The following is a 20,085-nucleotide window of genomic DNA, read 5'->3' as shown; positions in this document are numbered from 1 at the left end:
GGGGGGGGGGGGGGGGGGAGCAAGCCCCCGGTCTGCCGAGGCCGCGGGTCTCCACCGACGTGACCGGTCTCGCCCGCCCGTGGGACGGACGCCGCCGGGCGCCACTGCTGGCGGGCGATAGGCTGTGCCCCAGCACCAGGAAGCACGAGTAGGAAAAGAGCGCTGCCGCGATGTCAGAGAGAACTGCACCGGTCGAGTCCGACACCCCCTTCCGCTACACGGCGGAGCTGGCGGACTCCATCGAGACCGCCTGGCAGGACCGCTGGGAGGCCGAGGGCACCTTCAACGCCGACAACCCCGTCGGCGCTCTGGCCGGCCCCGGAGCGGACAAGGAGAAGTTCTTCCTGCTGGACATGTTTCCCTACCCCTCTGGCAAGGGCCTGCACGTGGGCCATCCGCTGGGCTACATCGCCACCGACGTCGTCGCCCGCTTCACCCGGATGACCGGCAAGAACGTCCTGTACACGATGGGCTACGACGCCTTCGGCCTGCCCGCCGAGCAGTACGCCGTCACCACCGGCCAGCACCCGCGCATCTCCACCGAGGCCAACATCGCCAACATGCGCCGCCAGCTGCGCCGCCTGGGTCTGTCCCACGACCCGCGCCGCTCCCTGGCCACCATCGACGTCAACTACGTGCGCTGGACCCAGTGGATCTTCCTGCAGGTCTTCAACTCCTGGTTCGACCCAGAGGCCCCGCGCCGTGACGGCCGCGGTAAGGGGGCGGCCCGGCCGGTGTCCGAGCTGCGCGACAAGCTAGCCTCCGGTCAGGTCCCCGTCCCCGACGGCCGTGACTGGGCCGCCCTGAGCGCCTCCGAGCAGGCCGAGGTCATCGACTCCTTCCGCCTGGCCTACGTCTCCAACGCCCCCGTCAACTGGTGCCCCGGCCTGGGCACGGTGCTCGCCAACGAGGAGGTCACCTCCGAGGGCCGCTCCGAGCGCGGCAACTACCCCGTCTTCAAGCGCAACCTGCGCCAGTGGATGATGCGCATCACCGCCTATGGCGACCGCCTCGCCGAGGACCTGGACACCGTGGACTGGCCCGAGAAGGTCAAGCTCATGCAGCGCAACTGGATCGGCCGCTCCGAGGGCGCCGAGGTGACCTTCGCCGTGCCCGGGGCCGGTCAGGGCGCGGAGCAGGACGCGTCGCTGAGCGTCTACACCACCCGCCCCGACACCCTCTTCGGGGCCACCTTCATGGTGGTGGCCCCTGAGCACCCCATGCTGGGCGGCCTCCAGGCCTCCGGCTCGGTGCGCACCGAGGCTCAGATCGCCGACGACGCCGCGGCCCTGACCGTCCCGGCCGCCTGGCCCGAGGGCACCAAGGAGGCCTGGACCCGCGGCTACGCGACCCCCGCCGAGGCCGTGGCCGCCTACCGCGCCCAGGCCGCGGCGACGTCGGACGCCGACCGCACCGACGAGGGGCGGGTCAAGACCGGTGTCTTCACCGGCTTCTTCGGCATCAACCCCGTCAACGGGGCGAAGGTGCCGGTCTTCGTGGCCGACTACGTCCTCATGGGCTACGGGACCGGCGCCATCATGGCCGTGCCCGCTCACGACGAGCGCGACTACGCCTTCGCCACCAAGTACGACATCGATATCATCCAGACCATCGGCCCGGCCGACGACCCCCACGGCGTCGACCTGACCGCCCAGGCCTACACCGGTGATGGCGTCGTCGTGAACTCCGCCCAGGGCGACCTGGACATCAACGGCATGGGTAAGGACGAGGCCAAGGCCACCATGATCGGCTGGTTGGGGGCCAAGGGCGCCGGCCGTGGCGCGGTCACCTACCGCCTGCGCGACTGGCTCTTCTCCCGCCAGCGCTACTGGGGCGAGCCCTTCCCGATCGTGTGGGACGAGGACGGCGGCGTCCACGCCCTGCCCGAGTCGATGCTGCCAGTCGAGCTGCCCGAGGTCACCGACTACTCACCGCGCTCCTACGACCCCGACGACGCCGAATCCTCCCCGGAGCCGCCACTGGGCAAAGCCACCGAGTGGGTCGAGGTCGAGCTCGACCTGGGTGACGGTCCCCGGACGTACTACCGCGAGACCAACACGATGCCGCAGTGGGCCGGCTCGTGCTGGTACGAGATGCGCTACATCGACCCGACCGATGACAAGGCGCTCGTCGACCCGGCCAACGAGGCCTACTGGATGGGGCCGCGCCCCGAGGCCGGCAACATCTCCGGCGGCACCGATCTGTACGTCGGCGGTGTCGAGCACGCCGTCCTGCACCTGCTCTACTCGCGCTTCTGGCACAAGGTCCTGTTCGACCTGGGCCACGTCTCCTCCTCCGAGCCCTACCACCGCCTCTTCAACCAGGGCTACGTCCAGGCCTACGCCTACACCGACTCCCGCGGCCAGTACGTGCCCGCCGACGAGGTCGAGGAGGTCACCGCCGAGGACGGCACCACCAGCTACCTGTGGCAGGGGCAGCCGGTGGACCGCGAGTACGGCAAGATGGGCAAGTCCCTGAAGAACATCGTCACCCCCGACGACATGTACGAGGCCTACGGCGCCGACACCTTCCGCGTGTACGAGATGAGCATGGGACCGCTGGACGCCGACCGCCCGTGGGACACCCGCGCCGTCGCCGGCAGCCAGCGCTTCCTGCAGCGCCTGTGGCGCAACGTCGTCGACGAGACCACCGGTGAGTTGACGGTGGTTGACGAGAGCGCCGACGAGGAGACCCGCCGGCTCGTGGCTAAGACGATCGTGGGCGTGCGCGAGGACTACGAGGGGATGCGCCTCAACACGGCCATCGCCAAGCTCATCGTCCTCAACAACCACCTCACCGGACTCAGCGCGGTTCCGCGCGAGGCCGTCGAGGCCCTTGTCCTCATGACGGCGCCCGTGGCCCCGCACATCGCCGAGGAGATCTGGAAGCGCCTGGGCCACGAGCACTCCCTGGCCCACGAGGACTTCCCGGTCGTGACCGACGAGTCCCTGCTGGCCGCCGACAAGGTCACCTGCGTCATCCAGGTCAAGGGCAAGGTCCGTGACCGCCTCGAGGTCGACCCCGACATCTCCGAGGCCGAGCTGGAGAAGCTGGCCCTGGCAGCCCCCGGCGTCATCCGCACCCTGGACGGGCGCGGCGTGCGCAAGGTGATCGTGCGCGCCCCCAAACTGGTGAGCATCGTTCCCGAGTGACCGGGGCGGGCCCCACGACGGCGCCGCTCACGGCCGCGCCGCGGTGGCCCAGGAACAGCATGAGGGGCTGCACGAACCGAGATGGTTGGTGCAGCCCCTTCGCCTTGCTTGAGCCGGTTCTCAGCGGCGCCTGAGAGTGCCGAAGATGGAGCGCGTGATCTCGCGGGTGATCTGGCGGCCCACCGAGCCGATGGTCTTCTCGACCTCCCGCCGGCGGCGCTCGGCGGCCTTCTCCGCCTCGCGCTGGCGACGCTGGGCCTCCTTGACGGCCTCGCGCTCCAGGCGCTCTGCCTCCTTCTGACGCTGAGCCGCCTGGCGGGCGGCCTCCTTCTCCAGGTCCTTCTGCGCGGCGGCATCGGCCTTGGCCTGCTCCTTGGCGGCCTGCTCAGCGGCACGAGCGGCCTCTGCGGCCTCGGCATCGGCCTGGACCCGCTGGGCCAGCAGCTCGTAGGCGGACTCGTTGTCCACGCCCGTGGCGTACTTGGGTTTCAGCGGTGAGGAGGCCAGCACCTGGTTGACCGTGCCGTCCTGGGCCGGCCCCATGACGGCGGCGGGTACATTCACGACCACCGGGGCCACCGGGGCGGGGCGCCCCTTCTCGTCCAGCACACTGACGACGGCCTGACCGGTGCCCAGCGACGTGAGCACCCGGCTGAGGTCCACCGGGCTGACCGGGAAGGTGGAGACCGCCTTCTTAAGGTTGGCGGCGTCGGCCGGGGTGTGGGCGCGCAGGGCGTGCTGGACCCTGCTGCCGAGCTGGGCCAGGACCTCGTCGGGAACGTCCGTGGGGGACTGGGTGATGAAGACGATGCCCACGCCCTTGGAACGGATGAGCCGCACCGTGCGCACCACGGCCTCCAGGAAGGCCTTCGAGGCTCCGGAGAACAACAGGTGGGCCTCGTCGAAGAAGAACACCATGGTGGGCTTGTCCGGGTCGCCGACCTCCGGCAGGGTCTCGAAGAGCTCGGCGAGCAGCCACATGAGGAAGGTGGAGAACAGCGTGCCCTGGGACTGGATGTCGGCCAGCTCCAGCGCGGAGATGACGCCGCGACCATCGGGGGAGACCCGCATGAGGTCACGCACGTCGAGAGCCGGCTCACCGAAGAAGGCCTCACCACCGGCCGCCTCCAGGGCGGCGATCTCACGCAGGATGACCCCGGCCGTGGCTGCAGAGACCCCACCGATGGTCTTGAGCTCCTCCTTGCCGGCATCGGTGTTCGTCAGATAGTCGACGACGGCGCGCAGGTCCTTGAGGTCCAGCAGGGCCAGCCCCTGGCTGTCCGCCCAGTGGAAGACCAGTTGGAGGGCGGAGGCCTGCGTGTCGTTGAGGCCCAGGACCCGCGAGAGCAGGATCGGCCCGAACTCGGTGACCGTGGTGCGGATCGGGGTGCCGCTGATACCGGCGCCGGACTCCGACCCACCGAGGTTGAACAGCTCGATGGGGAAGGACTGGCCCTTCCAGTCCTGACCGGTGGAGGCGATGCGGGAGGCGATCTTGTCATTGGAGGCTCCCGGCTCGGCCAGGCCGGTCAGGTCCCCCTTGACGTCGGCCAGGAACACCGGGACACCTGCTGCCGACAGTCCCTCGGCCAGGAGCTGAAGCGTGCGGGTCTTACCGGTACCGGTCGCCCCGGCAACCAGCGCGTGCCGGTTGAGCAGCCCCAGCGGGATGCCCACCGACAGGCCCTTGACCGCCGCGGGCTCGCCGCCCGAGAGCGTATCGAGGTAGGTGCCCACCGGCAGGGTGGGGGAGGAGAAGCCGTACCCGGAACGCACCTGGGCGGTATAGCCGGCCTCCTCAGCCTCCTGACTGCCCGAGGCCTGCTCGGCCTCAGCGACGCCCTCAGCCTGCACGGGGGCCTGCTCCTGAGCCTGCTCAGCAGTCGGCGCCGGCTCACCGGCCGGAGCCTGCTCGGCTGCCGGCTGTGCGGCCGGTTCTGCGGCCGGCTCGGCAAGGGGTGCGGCGGTGGCTGTCTGGGCGGCGGGCTCGCCCGGTGCGTCAGCAATGCGGGATTCGGCGGCCTGCTCCACCGCCGAGGCCGGGGAGGAGGCGATGGCGGCGTCGAGGGCCGCCTGAGCGGCGGCTGCCTTGGCTGCGGCGGCTTCGGCGGCGGCCTGGGCGGCCTCGGCCTTGAGACGTGCGATCTCAGCGGAATCGGTCATGGCCTCATCGTAAACGCCGAACCTGCCAGAGCGCTGACCCGGGCGTGCCAGAAGCCCGGCCGACAGGGTAGCCTCGGGTCTCGATGGCGTTGAGATAGTACGTCTGGTCCCACACCTGCCCGTCCCCAGTGCCGCGAGGTTTGCACGCCCCATGTTGCCCCCTGCGTCGTCGTTTCCGGAAGAACCGCCCCTCGTGGGCCAGTCGCTGGTGCACCCGTCCCGCAGAGTCAGGTGACCCTCATGCGGATCGCCTTCTTCATTGACGACTACCTCCCCTCCGTCCACGGCGTGGCCACCTCCACGGCCACCTTCCGCTCCGCCCTGGAACGCATGGGACACGAGGTCTACGTGGTGGCCCCTAAGGCCGAGCGCTATGAGGAGACCGACGACCACGTCATCCGCCTGTCCTCCTCGCGCTACTACGTCTTTGACAGCCGCGAGGTCGCCACCATCTATCCCGGCCTGGCCAGGCGCTTCGACGCCTACGACTTCGACATCGTCCACAGCCAGACCCAGTTCAGCCTGGGCGTCCTGGCCCACTGGGTGGCCAAGCGCCAGAACATCCCCCACGTCACCACCATTCACACCCTCTACACCGAGCTCATCGACGACTACCCGCTGGCCGTGGTCTCCGGACTGCTGGCCCTGTCCGTCGCCTTCCCCGTGGCGCTCAAATCGCTGCCGGTCCTGCCCCGCCCCCACCGCGACTCCATCAAGCACCTCAACAAGCGCGACATGAAGACGGCGCTGTCCCGGCAGGGATGGCGGCTCACAGCGGCCTTCGCCAACAAGTGCGACGCCTGCCTGTCGCCCTCCCAGCACCTGGCACAGATCCTCATCGACGACGGCGGACTGACCGCCCCCTGCATGGTGCTGCCCAACGGGCTGGACTCCACCCGCTACCGCAGTGCTCGCGCCGCGGACTCACCCATCCCCAAGGCCCCCGGCGAGAAGATCATCATCTGCGTGGCCCGCCTCAGCCCGGAGAAGCGGCAGATGACGCTCATTGAGGCCATGCCCCACCTGGCCGACCTGCCGGTCAAGCTGGTGCTCGTGGGCCCCGGCCCCTCCCAGGAGGAGCTGGCACGGCGCGCCGAGGAGCTCGGGGTGGCGGACCGGGTGGTCCTGGTCGGTCAGCGCTCGCCGGAGGAGGTCGCCGTCCTGCTCAAGCAGGCCGATGTCTTCTCCCTGGCCTCCTACCACTTCGACAACCAGCCCATGGTGTTCCTGGAGGCCGCAGCTTCAGGGCTCCCGATCGTCTACTGCGACGAGCGGATGACCGAGTGCCTCACCGAGCGCAACGCGATCCTCACCGACGGGATCGAGGGGGAGGACTTTGCCCGGGTCTTCGCCTCCCTGCTGTCCGACGACGCCCGGCTCGCCGAGCTGTCCGACGGGGCCCTGGAGGTGGCTCAACAGTTCGACTCCGAGACGATGACCAAACGGCTCGTCAACCTCTACGAGGACCTCCTGGTCTCTGATCGCTGAAAACCCGCGGACCCGGGAGAACAGCGGCGCCTTGCCGGTGAGCGAGCGGCTTGCCGATAAGGTATGCGGCATGTCGCTCGCCGTCGTCACCGACTCCGCCGCCTGCCTGACGGAGCCCCTCATGCGTGACCGTGCGATCGAGGTGGTGCCGCTGCACGCCATCCCCGCTGACAACGGCGAGCCCGGGACCACCTCACGGCCCAGTGTCCAGGAGCTGATGGACGTCTACCGACGCGCGGCCAACAGGGCCGAAGAGGTCCTGGCCATCCACATCTCCTCGGCCCTGTCCGGCACCGTGGACAACGCCCGCATCGCCGCCGCCCGGCTCGAGGCCGAGTACCAGGCCGAGTACAGCGGCCAGGGCGGGAGCGTGGGGCGCCGTCGCCCGCAGTGGCTGCGCGTCGTCGACTCCGGCACCAGCTCCGGCGCGCTGGGACTTGCGGTGCTGGCCGCCGCCGGCGCCCACGACGCCCGCCGCGGTGCCGCCCTGGCTCAGGCCAGCACCGCCCGTTCCTGCCAGCTCTTCGTTGTCGACGACCTGGGGCGCCTGGCCCGCTCCGGGAGGATCGACCGCACCACGGCCCGCCTGGACGGCGTTCTTGGAATCCGCCCGGTCCTGGCCCTGACCCGCGACGGGATCCGGACACTGGAGACCGTGCGCGGCGCGGCCCGCGCCAGGCGCCACCTCATCGCGCAGGCCGTCCGCGTCGCCGGTGGGACCGCCCTGTCCGGCCCCAGGCACCCCGCCGACCCGGTGTGCCTGGTCATTCAAGGAGACGACGCCGACAAGCTGGCGCTGCTCGAGACTGGTCTTCGTCAGGCCATGGAGGAGGCCGGAGCCAAGCTCACCGAGGTCCTCACCCTCCCGGTCGACGAGGCGACGAGCACCCACGTGGGCCCCGGGGCCCTCGGCATCGCCGTCGCCCCGGACCTGCGGGCCTACTGAGCCGGGGTTGACAACGCGGCCCGGTTGCCACAGGCCGTCAGACGCCAGTGCTCTCCACAGAGCAGACGGCCTCTCCGTGCGCCTCGCGGAACCGGTCCCTACCGTCAAGGACATGGGAGCCAGAAGGAGCAGCACGAACAGGTCCCTGGATGACCTTGTGCGCCTGGCCTGCTCGACCGACCCCGAGGAGCCAGTGCGTCGGCCCAGGCGCCTCGCGATCGCGCCACGAGCCGCGATCATTGCCGGCTCCGCTCTCCTCATCCTGGCTCTCGCCCTGGCACTGAGGGCCGTCCTGGTCTCCACCGGTGCCGGCGGTCAAGAGGCCACTGCGGCAGCGGCGGGTGCCTCCGAGGCGATGCGGCCCCCGCCCACAGGGCCGGCCGCGACACCAGCCATGAAGCCGGCCACGGGATCGGCGGCAGAACCGGGCGTCTCGACGGCTCCAGCCGGCAACGTCGTCGTCCACGTCACCGGGGCGGTGACCAGGCCGGGGGTGGTGACCCTGGCCCCAGGAAGCCGTGTCACCGATGCCATCAGCGCCGTCGGAGGAGCCAGCGCAGACGCCGACACCGAGCAGCTCAACCTCGCCCGGGTTCTGAGCGACGGTGAGCAGATCCGGGTCCCGCGAGTCGGCGAGGTCCTGCCCGACCCCGCACCGCAACCCAGTGGGGCCGCCACCCCCGGTGCGGGAACAGCGTCGGGGAAGCCCGGCGGTGGCGGCTCATCCGGGATGATCAACATCAATACGGCCTCCGCCACTGACTTGGAGAAGCTGCCCGGCATCGGCCCTGCCCTGGCCCAACGGATCGTGGAGTACCGAGACTCCCACGGGCCCTTCGCCACCGTCGACGCCCTCACCGACGTCCCCGGCATCGGCAAGGCCAAGCTCGAGGGCCTGCGGGAGCAGGCCACCGTATGAACGGGGACCAGGGGCGGAGCAGTCCCAGGGCCCCGTGGGACGACCCCGCGCTCTACGAGCACCTGCGCCAGGAGCAGAACCGCAACCGGCACCGAGACGGAGGTCGGCACGCCACCTCCTCCAAGGCCCCCGACGCCCTCGACCTGCGCCTGCTCGCCCCGGCGCTCACCTGCTGGGCCGGCGCCTGGTGGGCCGTCGGACTCGAGGAGGCTGACGCCTGGAGACGAGTCCTGCTCCTGGCCTCCGGGTGCACAGCCCTGGCTGCGATGCTCGTGGTCCCCGTCCTACGTTTCCGGCCACCGCGCCACCGGGCCGACCAGCGCCCCGGCGCCCCCGAGCATGACCCCACGGCGGTGGGAACCCTCAGTGCCAGCCTGCTCGTGTGCGCCCTGTGCGCCGCGACCGTCCTGACCGTCAGTGCCGCCCACCTGTGGTCCCGCCAGCGCGACCCTCTGACCGTGGCGGTCGCCTCCGGGCAGCCGGTCACCCTCATCGGCACCGTGTCCCAGGAGCCGCGAGTCTCGGCCACCAGCCGCTCCACCCTGGTCATCAGCGCCCTCGACGTCGAACAGGTGGACGCACAATCCTCCACCCTGAGCGCCACCGTCCTGGGCGACACGCAGTGGTTGAGTCTGCCCATGGGGACCCGCGTCAGGGTGCGCACGCGCCTACGCCCCACCGGATCGGGACGTGCTGAGGCCGCCATCATCCCCAAGCGCGCCGGCCTCACGGTGCTTGGCCCACCGGCCGGGGTACTCGGGGCCGTCACCAGCATTCGCACTGGTCTTGCCCAGGCCGTTGGAGCCCAGGGCCTCGAAGGAGCGGGGGAGGAGGCAGGTCTCTGGCCGCCGGGGGCACGCGCCCTCGTACCCGGCGTCGCCCTGGGAGACGACCACGCCCTGTCGGCCCAGGTGCGCGAGGACATGCGCACCGTCTCCATGACGCACCTGACCGCCGTCTCCGGGCAGCATGTCGCCATCATCCTGGGACTGGGGCTGGCTGGCCTCGGGGTGCTGCCCCGGCGGTGGCGGGCTCTGCTCGGCACGGTCATGCTCACTCTCCTCGTCATCCTGGTGCGCCCCTCAGGCTCCGTACTGCGCGCCGCCACCATGGGGGCCGTCATGCTGCTGGGTGTCGTCGCCGGGCGACGCGCCGCCTCCGTACCCGCCCTGTTCGCCGGAGCCATCTTCCTACTGCTCATCGACCCCTGGCAGTCCCGCGACTACGGCTTCGCACTGTCCGTAGTGGCCACCGCCGGGATCGTCATCGGCTCCAAACCGGTCGCTGCCCACCTCTCACGTCATCTTCCCAGGTGGCTGGCCGCCGCCATGGCACTGCCACTGGTGGCCCAGGCCGCCTGCGGGCCGATCCTCATCCTCCTGCAGCCCTCGGTGGGGGCCTGGTCGGTGCCCGCCAACCTGCTCAGTGAGCCGGCCGCCGTCATCGCCACCATCAGCGGACTCCTGGCGGCGATGATCGCTCCGGCCTGGCCCGCAGCCGCCTCCGTCATCGCCTGGCCGGCGCTTGCGGCCTGCTCCTGGATGGTGTGGGTCGCCGGCTTCTTCGCTCACCTGCCCGGCGCCACCCTGCCCTGGCCGGGCGGCCTCACGGGAGCCCTGGCACTGGGGTCCTGCGAGATCGGGGTCCTGCTCGCAGCGGCTCCCCGTACCCGCCGCGCCCTGCTGGAAGGAGCCAGGCGGTTGACGCGGCCCGCTCATGGCAGGCTTGCCCCATGGCAGCGACCCGAACCTCCCGCTCCCGAGGCCAGCGCAAGGCACCGGCTGGACTGCGCTGGGACCAGGCCCAGCTGGCGCCGATCGTCCTCATCCGCGCCGGCGAGGAGGTCCTCGCCGACCGAGCGGTGAGAAGTCTTCTGGCGCAGGCCAAGGCCAAGGACCCCACCACCGAGATCACGCGCCTGGAGGCCGCCACCTACGAACCCCACCAGCTCGACACCCTCGTGTCCCCCTCCTTGTTCGGCGAACCCCGGCTCGTCTACGTCCCCGCCCTGGAGCAGATGACTGACGCCCTCCTGAGCGACCTCATCGCCTACGTGGGCGCCGCCGACCCCGAGGTCAGCGTCATCCTGCGTCACAACGGGGGCCAACGGGGCAAACGCCTGCTCGATGCCATCAAGGCCTCGCCCTACCCGACCATCCAGTGCGAGGCCATCAAGAGTGCCAAGGACAAGTCCTCCCTGGTCGTGGCCGACGTGCGCCGCGCCGGAAGAAGCATCGATCCCGAGGCCGTGGGCGCCCTCGTCGACGCCCTGGGCAGCGACCTGCGCGAGCTGTGCTCCGCCGTCGACCAGCTCCTCGCCGACACCCAGGGCACCATCAGCGTCGACCACGTGCGCACCTACTACGCCGGGCGCATCGAGGCCACCGGCTTCACCGTGGCCGACGCCGCCGCGGCCGGCAACACCCCGGCCGCCATCACGGCCCTGCGCCACGCCGTGGCCACCGGCACCGACCCGGTGGCCATCGTCGCGGCCCTGGCCATGAAGGTGCGCCAGCTCGCCCGGGTCGCGGCCGCCGGGGGGCGGCGTATGAGCCCTGCCGAGCTGGGAATGGCCCCCTGGCAGGTGGACCGGGCCCGCCGAGAGCTCCAGGGATGGTCCGACGACGCCCTGGCCACCTCGATCCTGGCCGTGGCCCGGGCCGATGCCGAGGCCAAGGGGGCCAGCCGTGACCCCGTCTACGCCGTCGAGCGGGCGGTCCTGACGATCTGCAACGCCCGCCGCTCCGGTACCCGCCGGCGCTGAGCCGCCCTCACACCCGCATGGCGGCCAGTGTGAGCGCCGTGGACATCGCCGCGCAGGCCGCCTCGTGGCCCTTGTCCTCCTCCGATCCTGGCCCGCCGCAGCGGGACAGCGCCTGGGCCTCGTCGTCGCACGTGAGCACGCCGAAGCCCACCGGCACCCCGGTGTCGAGCGCCACCCGGCTCAGCCCGTCGGTGGCGGCCCTGCACACGTAATCGAAGTGCGGGGTGCCACCGCGGATGACGACGCCCAGTGCGACGACCGCCTCGGCACCGCCGCGCGCGGCGGCCGCGGCGAGTACCGGGAGCTCGAAGGAACCCACCGCCCGCACGACGCTCGCCTGGGCTCCGGCCTCCTCGACGGCGCGCAGCGCCCCGGCGACCAGGCCCGCCATGATGCGCTCGTGCCACTGGGCGGCGACGACTGTCACCCTCATGCCCCATGCGCGGGGTGCGCTCTGCTCAGGTGCTCCGGAGCCGCTCATCGTGTCTCTCCTTCGTTCTCGTCGGTCGTGTGCCAGGTCGCGTCGTCGGCCCTCGCCTCGCCGGGCGGTGAGTCCGTGCGGGACCCGGTGGGGTCGAGCCCGGTGAGCAGATGGCCCATGCGGTCGCGCTTGGTGCGCAGGTAGTCGAGGTTCTCCCCGTTGGCGAAGGTCGGTGTCGGCGTCATGGAGCGGACGTTCACGCCATAGTGCTCCAGGCCCGCCACCTTGTCCGGGTTGTTCGTCATGAGCTCGACCGAGCGCACGCCCAGGTGCCGCAGCACCTGGGCGGCGGTGGCGTAGCTGCGGGCATCGGCCGGCAGCCCCAGCGCGACGTTGGCGTCGAGGGTGTCCATGCCCTCCTCCTGCAGCGCGTAGGCGCGGAGCTTGTCGATGAGCCCGATACCGCGCCCCTCATGGTCGGAGGCGTAGACGAGGACCCCGCGGCCGTGGGCGCTGATCGCCTCCATGGCGGCGCGCAACTGCGGCCCGCAGTCGCAGCGCAGGGAGGACAGGACGTCGCCGGTCAGGCAGGCGGAGTGGACGCGGGTGAGGACGTCCTCACCGTCCGAGATGCGACCGCACACGAGTGCGAGGTACTCGGTGCCGTCGACCCTGCTGCGCAGGGCGTGGGCGGTGAACTCCCCGTGCGCGGTGGGCAGGTGCGCCGAGACGACCTCCTCGACGAGCTCCTCGTGCAGCCACCGGTAGCGCTCCAGGTCGCCGATCGAGATCATGGGCATGTCGTGGGCGTCGGCGAGCGCACGCAGCTGGTGCCGGCGTGCCATGGTGCCGTCGTCGTTGATGATCTCCACCAGGACGCCCACGGGCCGGTTGCCCGACAGGCGCATGAGGTCGACGGCGGCCTCCGTGTGACCGCGGCGCGTGAGGATCCCGCCCTCGCATGCACGCAGGGGAAAGACGTGGCCCGGGCGGACGAGATCGCTGGGAGCCGAGCCCGGGTCCGCCAGGACGCGGACGGTGCGCGCCCGGTCGGCGGCGCTCACACCCGTGGTGATGCCCGTGCGTGCGTCGGCAGTCAGCGTGAAGGCCGTCCTCTTGGGATCGGTGTTGTGCTCGGTCATCATGGGGATCCCCAGGCGGTCGAGCTCCTGGGCCGCCATGGGCGCGCAGATGATGCCGGTGGAGTGCCGGATCGCGAAGGCCAGCTGCTCGGTCGTGGCGCTCGCCGCGGGCAGGATGAGGTCCCCCTCGTTCTCCCGGCTCTCATCGTCGACGACGATGACCATCCGGCCCTCGCGGAGGGCGGTGAGGGCGTCCTCGACGCTGTCCATGCGCGTGTCCGGGGATGCGCTCCTGGTGCTCAGCATGCCTGCTGACCCTCCTGGCTCAGGCGGGCGCCCAGAAGACGCTCGGCGTACTTGGCCATGACGTCGACCTCGAGGTTGACCCGTTCTCCCGGCCGCCTCGTGCCCAGAGTCGTGCGCCGCAGCGTCTCGGGGATGAGGCCGACGCTGAGCGACGCCCCCGCCCCCGGCGTGGGAGAGACATCGGGGGTGGCGTCGTGCCGGGCCTCGTCGACGTCAACGACGTCGACGACCGTCAGCGACACCCCGTCGAGGGCAACCGATCCCTTGGCGGCGACGTAACGGGCGATCTCCCGCGGCAGGCCGATGCGTAGGAGGTCCCAGTGCTCGCCGTGGTGGCGGTCGAGGACCTCGGTGGTGGCATCGACGTGACCCTGAACGATGTGCCCTCCGAGCCTGTCGGTGGCGCGCAGGGCGCGTTCGAGGTTGACCGGCTCTCCCGGCTTCTGGGAGCCCAGCGTGGTGCGCGCGAGAGTCTCCGCCATGAGATCGGCGGTGAAGGCGCTCCCGTGCACTGCGGCGACCGTCAGGCAGCACCCGTTGACGCTGATGGAGTCGCCCAGGCTCACGTCCTGAGTGACGGTGGGCGCCTCGACCGTCAGCCGGGCGCTGTCCTCGACGGTCTCGAGCCGGACGACGTGCCCGAGCTCCTCGACGATTCCGGTGAACATCAGTGTCTCTCCTCGATGTGGCGGTGGGCAGGGGGACGAGTGCGGTCCCGGGGGTCCGGGCGTTGAGCGCGGTGCCGCGGCCTGAGGACCGCAGGGGCGTCGGGGCGGATGTCGTCGGCCCCCAGGTCACCGGAGACGCGGACGGCGAGTTCGTCGCCCGAGCCGAGGACCTCGACGCGGGAGTTTCGCAGCCTCAGGGCGTCGGTGATTGTCGTCGCCCCGAAGTCGGCGAGGGCGGCCGGTCCGGCGCCGAGAAGTGCGGGGGCCGTGTAGGCGACGACCTCGTCGACGAGTCCGGCGCGCAGGAAGGCGGTCGCGAGGGTCGGGCCTCCTTCGAGCAGGACATGGCGGATCTCGCGCTCGGCGAGCACGGCGAGGACGGCGCGCGGGTCGTGGTCGGGCAGGAGGAGGTGGTGGTCGTCGGCGAGCACCCTGGAGGTGGGAGGCAGGCGCCTGGAGCCGACGACGACGCGCAGCGGCTGGAGGTGAGCCGGGGCGGGCTCTCCCGTCTCATCGCGGACTGTGAGGGCCGGGTCGTCGGCGAGGGCGGTGCCGGTGCCCACCATGATGGCGTCGCACTGGCGGCGCAGACGGTGGGCGTCGCGGCGGGCCGCCACCGGGGTGATCCACTGGCTGGTGCCGTCGGCTGCGGCGATACGGCCGTCGAGGGTGGCGGCGAGCTTCCATGTCACCATGGGGCGCCCGCGGGTCACGGCCAGGAGCCACGGGCGGTTGAGACACGCGGCGTCCTGGGCGCACAGTCCACATCGTACTCGCACGCCGGCGGCCTCCAGCGTCGCTGCGCCGCCTCCGGCCTGCTCGGTCGGGTCATCCTGGGCGTAGATGACCTCGGCCACGCCCGCGGCGAGGAGCGCCTGGACGCATGGGCCGGTGCGGCCCTGATGATTGCAGGGCTCGAGAGTGACGACGGCGGTCGCTCCCTGGGCGGAGGCGCCCGCCGCGGCGAGGTTCGCCAGCGCGTCGACCTCGGCGTGGGCGGTGCCGGCTCCGCGGTGGTGGCCCTCGGCGAGGACGTCGCCGTCGGCGGAGAGGATGACGCAGCCCACCCGGGGATTGGGGCCGGGCGGGGCGTCGGGGGAGGCCGCGACCCGCAGGGCGCGTCGCATCGCGGCCGCCTGCACGGGGGTGAACGAGGTCATCCGGTCCTCTCCCTCGGGTGCGCTGGGGAGAGACACTGTCATGCCGGACCGCCGGGTGCACGGCAGCGGGCGAGGCATGGTGTGTCCCGTGTGCGCTTCCCATCCGGACTCTCACCGTCGGTCCAGGAGTTCCACCTGGTCAGCCGGTCGCTGGATGCGACCGGGTCGCGGACTGTCACCGCCGGTTCGGACTTTCACCGACCCCAGAGCACACGAGTTCATCTCGTTGGGGAGAATGTACCGCGCGCGAGTGCGTTCAGCCGTTTCTCCGCGCCTATGTGACCACCCCCACCTCAATGGGGTGTCCGGGTGCGGGCGCACCGCGGGAGGGCCGCCCGCACCGGGCCTCACTTCTTGCGGTACAGGGACTTGGTGGCGTAGACGGGCTCGTTGGTGACTTGGACCCCCAGGGCGCGGAAGATGCCCTCGTCCACCGAGCCCAGGATCGTGGAGGTGTGGACGTCGCAGCCCCGCAGCGTCTCGAGCTGGTCGAGGGCCTTGCGGGCGTTGTCGTCCCCGTTGGCGGACACGGCCAAAGCGATGAGCACCTCGTCGGTGTGCAGGCGCGGGTTGCGGCTGCCCAGCCGCTGAGTCTTGAGCTTCTGGATGGGTTCGATGGAGGCCGGGGCCAGCAGGTTGACGTCATCATCGATCCCGGCCAGGACCTTGAGGGCGTTGAGCAGCATCGCTGAGGAGCACCCCAGCAGGGCGGAGGTCTTGCCCGTCACGATGCGCCCGTCGGGCAGCTCGATCGCCGAGGCCGGCTCGCCGGTGGCCGCGGCCACCTCCAGTGCGGGCGGCACGACGGGGCGGTCCTCCTTGCTCACCCCCACCTTGGCCATGAGCAGCGCGATCCGCTGGGACTGGACGGGGGCGATGACCTCGCGCTTCTCGGTCACCAGGGCCCGGTAGTAGCGGCGGATGATCTCCTGGCAGGCGGCCTGCCGGCAGGCCTCGTCGTCGCTGATGCAGTTGCCGGCCATGTTGACGCCCATGTCCGTGGGGGAGGCGTAGGGCGAGGAGCCCAGGATTTCCTCGAACAGGCGGCTCAGGACCGGGAAGACCTCGACGTCGCGGTTGTAGTTGACGGTCTGGACTCCGTGGGCCGCCAGGTGGAAGGGGTCGATCATGTTGACGTCGTCGAGGTCGGCGGTGGCGGCCTCGTAGGCGATGTTGACCGGGTGGTCCAGGGGCAGGTTCCAGATCGGGAAGGTCTCGAACTTCGCGTAGCCCGAGGAGATGCCCCGCTGGTGGTCGTGGTAGATCTGGGACAGGCAGGTGGCCATCTTGCCGCTGCCCGGGCCGGGGGCGGTGACGACCACGAGGTCCCGGCTGGTCTCGATGTACTCGTTGCGCCCGTAGCCCTCCGCCGAGACGATGCGGGCGACGTCGCCGGGGTAGCCGGGGATGGGGAAGTGACGGTAGACCGTGATGCCCAGCGCCTCCAGCTTGCGCTTGAAGTCATGGGCCTGGCGGTTGTCCTCGGTCCACTGGGTCACGACGACGCTGCCCACGTAGAGCCCGTAGCTTCGGAAGGCGTCGATGTGGCGCAGCAGGTCGTCCTCGTAGGGGATGCCCAGGTCCGCGCGGACCTTGTTGCGGGAGAGGTGCTTGGCGTTGACCGCCATGACGATCTCGACCTCGTCGGCCAGCTCGGCGAGCATGACGATCTTGTTGTCCGGGGTGAAGCCCGGCAGCACGCGCGAGGCGTGCATGTCGTCAATGAGCTTGCCGCCGAACTCCAGATAGAGCTTGCCGCCGAACTGGGCGCGGCGCTCCGCGATGTGGCTGGACTGCATCCGCAGGTACTTGTCGCGGTCGAATCCGATGCGCAATGGGCTCTCCTTGAAGCGGTCTGATGAACGGGCAGAGGGTGACGGAAAAAAGGGGAGGGCGCCTCCCCGGTGGGAGGCGCCCTTCAGATGCTCACTGCTGCGGTGGCCTCAGAGGGAGGCGACGCGCTTGGCGAGCTTGGACTTGCGGTTGGCGGCCTGGTTCTTGTGGATGACGCCCTTGGAGACGGCCTTGTCCAGCTTGCGGGAGGCGGCCTTGAGGTGCTCGAGCGCGGCGTCCTTGTCGCCGGCCTCGACGGCCTCGCGCACGCGGCGCACGTAGGTCTTGAGCTCGGACTTGACGGACTTGTTGCGCAGGCGGGCCTTCTCGTTGGTCTTGATGCGCTTGATCTGGGACTTGATGTTCGCCACGGTGAAACTTTCTCGCGTCTGATTGGTCGATGGCCGGAGAGAGGGTTCGCGCCACGGGTTGACATGAGGTGGTGGGGCACCTGGCTGACCCGGTCGCCGGACCCCGCAGCCGGCCAGGCCAGAGGTCCAAGGGGTGACTCTATCAGTCCAAATTCTCAATGGCTTCGTGCTCATGGAGGCTGTGCACGTGAACTTGCTCGCCTGTGCTGAGCTCTACCTGGTTCTCCGCACGCTCAACAAGCCTTGGGTCATGGGTGACCACGAGGATCGCGGCAGAGGTCCGAGCCCACGCGTCCATGGCGCCGATGACCACCGTGGCCAGCTCCTCATCCGCACCGGCGGTGGGCTCATCGAGGATGACCAGGCGGGGGTGCTCCATGAGCAGTGTTCGCGCCAGGGCCACTCGCATCCGCTCTCCGCCGCTGAGCAGGCCCGTGCGGGTTCGGGACAGGGTGGTGAGCCGGGCCGCGCCCAGGGCATCGGCGATCCGCGCCGCGCGCTGGCGCCGGGGGAGCCCGAGCGCCCAAGCGGCGTGGCGCAGTGTGGCGATGGGGGTCCAGGAGTCCTCCAGAAGAAGGTCCTGGGGCTGGAGGGCGATCGTGGTGCGGTGCGCCAGGCGGATGTCGCGCGGGCTCATCCTGCTGGAGGGCCGGCCATCGATGGTCACGGTCCCAGTGAAATCGAGGTCGTGCAGGCCCAGGCACCATGCCGTGGTGGTCTTGCCGGAGCCGTTGGGGCCGGTCAGTGCCGTGACAGTACCCTCCTTCAGGGACAGATCCAGCCCGTCGACGAGCAGGCGCCCGCCTCTGGAGATGGTCAGGTCTGTAGCGGTGAGTGTGTCAGCCATGGCGGGCCTGCCTCCTGCGGCGGGGATCGGTGGGCCGAGCGGCGGCGTGGCGTGATCCCACGACAACGGCCGCGGTGAGAACGAGTGCGCACGCCATTTGAGTAACGACCAGTTCGCTGCTGGGCTGGACCAGGAGCGGCCAGGCGAGGATGAGTACCGGGATGGTGATGAGGACCGCGGTCAGGAGGCGCTCGGCCAGCATGCGATGCCCCAGCAGGCGCTCAATCTCACGTCTGCGACTCCTGGCCTGTGCCCAGGCGCGTGCCGCGAGCCCTGCGCTGGCCGCGGTGCTGGTGGCTGCAGTCAGCAAGATGAGGGCGTGGAGGACTGCTGTGTGCATGGTTTGCTCCCTGAGGGCCGTGTTGCCGGTGCCGACGGCGTCGAAGCGCGCCACGAGGTCCTCCACGTGGTGCTCGCGCAGCCGCTCCCGCAGGGAGACAAGGTTCTGGCCGGTGAGGACTGCAGCCCCCTGGGTAATGGCGGACAGGTAGTCGTCTGGGGCGAAGTAGCCGTCGGGGACCACGGCGACGAGGCAGTCGCTGGTGCGGGTGCCCTCGCTACTGAGGAAGAAGCTGACGGCGGGGAGGTTCGCCGGCAGGAGCGAGCTGACCTCCTCCAGGTCGTGGGAGGTGACGGTGACAGCGTCCGCGCTCGCCCCGTGCATGGTGTTGAATCGCGCCTGCTCGACGATCTCCTGGGCCAAGGCCTCATCCTGGCCGGCCACCGACCGGGGCCGGTAGAGGGTCACCTGCTGCTCAGTGACCTTGGGCAGGCCGTAGTGGGCGGCGGCCGTGTTGTTGAGATACAGGGTGGGCGGCCCGTATCCGTCCTCGGTGGAGCCGTTAGGGATCGCCCAGGTCAGAACAAGGCTCCCCTCCTGCTGGGCCTGGGTGATGAAGGAGGCTATCCGGGGTGTCTTGGCATCGAAGGTGGGCTCGCTGACGGACCAGATGCTCAGAGCGGTGGCCGGGGGAAGGGACCGCTGGGCCTGGGCCTGGTTGCGAAGTGCCTGCGCCTGGAGGACATCGACGATGAGACTGGTACTCGCAGTGGAGAAGGACCAGGTCATGGCCAGGACAAGTGCATAGGTCAGCAGGGCGATCCCGTGGCGCGGACGCGCTGCTGCCCCGGATCGCTGACGGCTTCCAACCGCGAGCACCGCCCATCCCGTGAGCGTGCCGGTCAGGGTTGCGGCCAGGGTCAGGAGGGCGCAGCAGGCGATGAGCTCGGCGCTCAGACGGTGGACGCTCAGCGCGGCGGAGCCGTAGATGTCGTAGGCCACCAGCAGGGCGAGTAGCGCCAAAGGGGCCAGAAGCCACCGGCATGCTGACAGGAGGCAGTTCTTGAGGAGGTGGAGGGCCAAGCGGCGGTGGGAGCGGCCCTGCAACCGGGCGCTTCTGTAGGAAGAGGACTGGGAGACGGTGGCAAGGGCCAGGACGAGCGCCAGAACCGTCTGGGCCAGGAGCAGGCTCACGCCGATCTCGGAGCTCATGGCGGTGGACAGGGCAAGGCCCGGTGTCAGAATCCCCGACTCATTGATGCGATCGCCCCACCGGTCTGTGACCTGGCTGAGGAACTGGGTGGTACTTTGCCGCGAGCCGATCGCGTACCACCCGCCCAGGGCATCGTCTTGGACGGTGCTGCCGCTGTAGGCGATGGGCTCCGGCAGGAGCAGGGGAGTCAATGGCGGGCGAATGTAGTCATCAGCCTCGTAGCCGAGGAGCTCGACGCTGGTTGTCGAGTATGACTCGTCGGTGGTATCGGCGAAGTCTGTGATGTGGCGTACCTGGGCAACCTCGACGCCGGCCTGCTTGCCGATATGATGAAGCTCATCCGGGTCGACGCCGGTTTCACTGATAATGACATAGCCGTTCGTCTCGGCTGGGAACAAGAAAAGGAGCGACTGTGGGATAAGCAGGATGGTCGCCAAGCACAGCGTGAGGTTGAGGGCCCAGGTGGCTCTGA

Annotated in this window: 15 protein-coding genes and 1 riboswitch; of the genes, 6 read left to right on the top strand and 9 right to left on the bottom strand. The window is 70.4% G+C overall.

The features are described 5' to 3' along the window. The first annotated feature begins 170 nt into the window (after window positions 1–170). A complete protein-coding gene (locus BKH28_RS01845; RefSeq protein WP_075417234.1) occupies window positions 171–3,152 on the top strand; it encodes a leucine--tRNA ligase in 2,982 nt (993 codons plus the stop codon). 120 nt (window positions 3,153–3,272) lie between these two features. Here the strand turns inward: BKH28_RS01845 and BKH28_RS01840 are convergent, their stop codons facing one another. After that, a complete protein-coding gene (locus BKH28_RS01840) occupies window positions 3,273–5,315 on the bottom strand; it encodes a helicase HerA-like domain-containing protein (protein WP_075417233.1) in 2,043 nt (680 codons plus the stop codon). Window positions 5,316–5,546: 231 nt separating this feature from the next. Here BKH28_RS01840 and BKH28_RS01835 point away from each other — a divergent pair, with 231 nt between their 5' ends. The 5 genes from BKH28_RS01835 to holA all read left to right on the top strand — a co-directional run bounded on the left by BKH28_RS01835 (window position 5,547) and on the right by holA (window position 11,432). After that, window positions 5,547–6,803 carry a glycosyltransferase gene (locus BKH28_RS01835; RefSeq protein ID WP_143224041.1) on the top strand — a complete coding sequence of 419 codons (1,257 nt, stop codon included), beginning with the start codon at window positions 5,547–5,549 and terminating at the stop codon, window positions 6,801–6,803. 70 nt (window positions 6,804–6,873) lie between these two features. Then, window positions 6,874–7,749 carry a DegV family protein gene (locus BKH28_RS01830; RefSeq protein WP_075417231.1) on the top strand — a complete coding sequence of 292 codons (876 nt, stop codon included), beginning with the start codon at window positions 6,874–6,876 and terminating at the stop codon, window positions 7,747–7,749. A gap of 157 nt (window positions 7,750–7,906) precedes the next feature. Beyond that, a complete protein-coding gene (locus BKH28_RS01825) occupies window positions 7,907–8,668 on the top strand; it encodes a ComEA family DNA-binding protein (protein ID WP_075417230.1) in 762 nt (253 codons plus the stop codon). Then, window positions 8,665–10,533: a ComEC/Rec2 family competence protein gene (locus tag BKH28_RS01820; protein ID WP_075417229.1), complete on the top strand. Its 1,869-nt coding sequence runs from the start codon at window positions 8,665–8,667 to the stop codon at window positions 10,531–10,533. The genes BKH28_RS01825 and BKH28_RS01820 overlap by 4 nt, the downstream gene beginning before the upstream one ends. Beyond that, window positions 10,530–11,432 (top strand): DNA polymerase III subunit delta, encoded by a 903-nt coding sequence (gene holA, locus BKH28_RS01815; protein WP_256695434.1) that lies wholly within the window; start codon window positions 10,530–10,532, stop codon window positions 11,430–11,432. Before BKH28_RS01820 ends, holA begins: the two co-directional genes overlap by 4 nt. Window positions 11,433–11,439: 7 nt before the next feature. Here holA and ribH read toward each other — a convergent pair whose 3' ends face one another. From ribH to BKH28_RS01775, 8 genes are all read right to left on the bottom strand, one after another. Continuing rightward, a complete protein-coding gene (gene ribH, locus BKH28_RS01810; RefSeq protein ID WP_075417228.1) occupies window positions 11,440–11,913 on the bottom strand; it encodes a 6,7-dimethyl-8-ribityllumazine synthase in 474 nt (157 codons plus the stop codon). Further along, complete coding sequence (locus tag BKH28_RS01805; RefSeq protein WP_075417227.1) at window positions 11,910–13,241, bottom strand: bifunctional 3,4-dihydroxy-2-butanone-4-phosphate synthase/GTP cyclohydrolase II; 1,332 nt, start codon at window positions 13,239–13,241, stop codon at window positions 11,910–11,912. Before BKH28_RS01805 ends, ribH begins: the two co-directional genes overlap by 4 nt. Beyond that, window positions 13,235–13,909 (bottom strand): riboflavin synthase, encoded by a 675-nt coding sequence (locus tag BKH28_RS01800; RefSeq protein WP_075417226.1) that lies wholly within the window; start codon window positions 13,907–13,909, stop codon window positions 13,235–13,237. The genes BKH28_RS01805 and BKH28_RS01800 overlap by 7 nt, the downstream gene beginning before the upstream one ends. Beyond that, entirely contained in the window at window positions 13,909–15,069 is a 1,161-nt protein-coding gene (gene ribD, locus BKH28_RS01795) for a bifunctional diaminohydroxyphosphoribosylaminopyrimidine deaminase/5-amino-6-(5-phosphoribosylamino)uracil reductase RibD (RefSeq protein WP_256695428.1), read from the bottom strand. Before ribD ends, BKH28_RS01800 begins: the two co-directional genes overlap by 1 nt. Window positions 15,070–15,155: 86 nt before the next feature. Next, a riboswitch (FMN riboswitch) is annotated at window positions 15,156–15,285 on the bottom strand. A 131-nt stretch (window positions 15,286–15,416) separates the two neighbouring features. Beyond that, window positions 15,417–16,904, bottom strand: a complete 1,488-nt coding sequence (locus BKH28_RS01790; RefSeq protein ID WP_075417224.1) for a DUF1846 domain-containing protein — start codon at window positions 16,902–16,904, stop codon at window positions 15,417–15,419. 108 nt (window positions 16,905–17,012) lie between these two features. After that, window positions 17,013–17,273 carry a 30S ribosomal protein S20 gene (gene rpsT / locus BKH28_RS01785; protein WP_009396927.1) on the bottom strand — a complete coding sequence of 87 codons (261 nt, stop codon included), beginning with the start codon at window positions 17,271–17,273 and terminating at the stop codon, window positions 17,013–17,015. 142 nt (window positions 17,274–17,415) lie between these two features. Then, window positions 17,416–18,120 (bottom strand): ATP-binding cassette domain-containing protein, encoded by a 705-nt coding sequence (locus tag BKH28_RS01780; RefSeq protein ID WP_075417223.1) that lies wholly within the window; start codon window positions 18,118–18,120, stop codon window positions 17,416–17,418. Further along, complete coding sequence (locus BKH28_RS01775; RefSeq protein ID WP_256695427.1) at window positions 18,113–20,011, bottom strand: hypothetical protein; 1,899 nt, start codon at window positions 20,009–20,011, stop codon at window positions 18,113–18,115. The genes BKH28_RS01780 and BKH28_RS01775 overlap by 8 nt, the downstream gene beginning before the upstream one ends. Window positions 20,012–20,085: the final 74 nt, after the last annotated feature.

It is taken from the genome of Actinomyces oris (assembly GCF_001937665.1).
Classification (GTDB): Bacteria; Actinomycetota; Actinomycetes; order Actinomycetales; family Actinomycetaceae; genus Actinomyces; species Actinomyces stomatis.
The sequence above is the reverse complement of the archived record's forward strand: the minus strand, read 5'-3'. Positions and strand labels throughout refer to the sequence as shown.

Excerpts from the sequence above, each read along its gene's own strand:
- BKH28_RS01845 (WP_075417234.1), top strand. The coding sequence starts at position 171 with ATGTCAGAGAGAACTGCACCGGTCGAGTCCGACACCCCCTTCCGCTAC.
- BKH28_RS01840 (WP_075417233.1), bottom strand. The coding sequence starts at position 5,315 with ATGACCGATTCCGCTGAGATCGCACGTCTCAAGGCCGAGGCCGCCCAG.
- BKH28_RS01830 (WP_075417231.1), top strand. The coding sequence starts at position 6,874 with ATGTCGCTCGCCGTCGTCACCGACTCCGCCGCCTGCCTGACGGAGCCC.
- BKH28_RS01820 (WP_075417229.1), top strand. The coding sequence starts at position 8,665 with ATGAACGGGGACCAGGGGCGGAGCAGTCCCAGGGCCCCGTGGGACGAC.
- ribH (WP_075417228.1), bottom strand. The coding sequence starts at position 11,913 with ATGAGCGGCTCCGGAGCACCTGAGCAGAGCGCACCCCGCGCATGGGGC.
- BKH28_RS01805 (WP_075417227.1), bottom strand. The coding sequence starts at position 13,241 with ATGCTGAGCACCAGGAGCGCATCCCCGGACACGCGCATGGACAGCGTC.
- BKH28_RS01800 (WP_075417226.1), bottom strand. The coding sequence starts at position 13,909 with ATGTTCACCGGAATCGTCGAGGAGCTCGGGCACGTCGTCCGGCTCGAG.
- ribD (WP_256695428.1), bottom strand. The coding sequence starts at position 15,069 with ATGACCTCGTTCACCCCCGTGCAGGCGGCCGCGATGCGACGCGCCCTG.
- BKH28_RS01780 (WP_075417223.1), bottom strand. The coding sequence starts at position 18,120 with ATGGCTGACACACTCACCGCTACAGACCTGACCATCTCCAGAGGCGGG.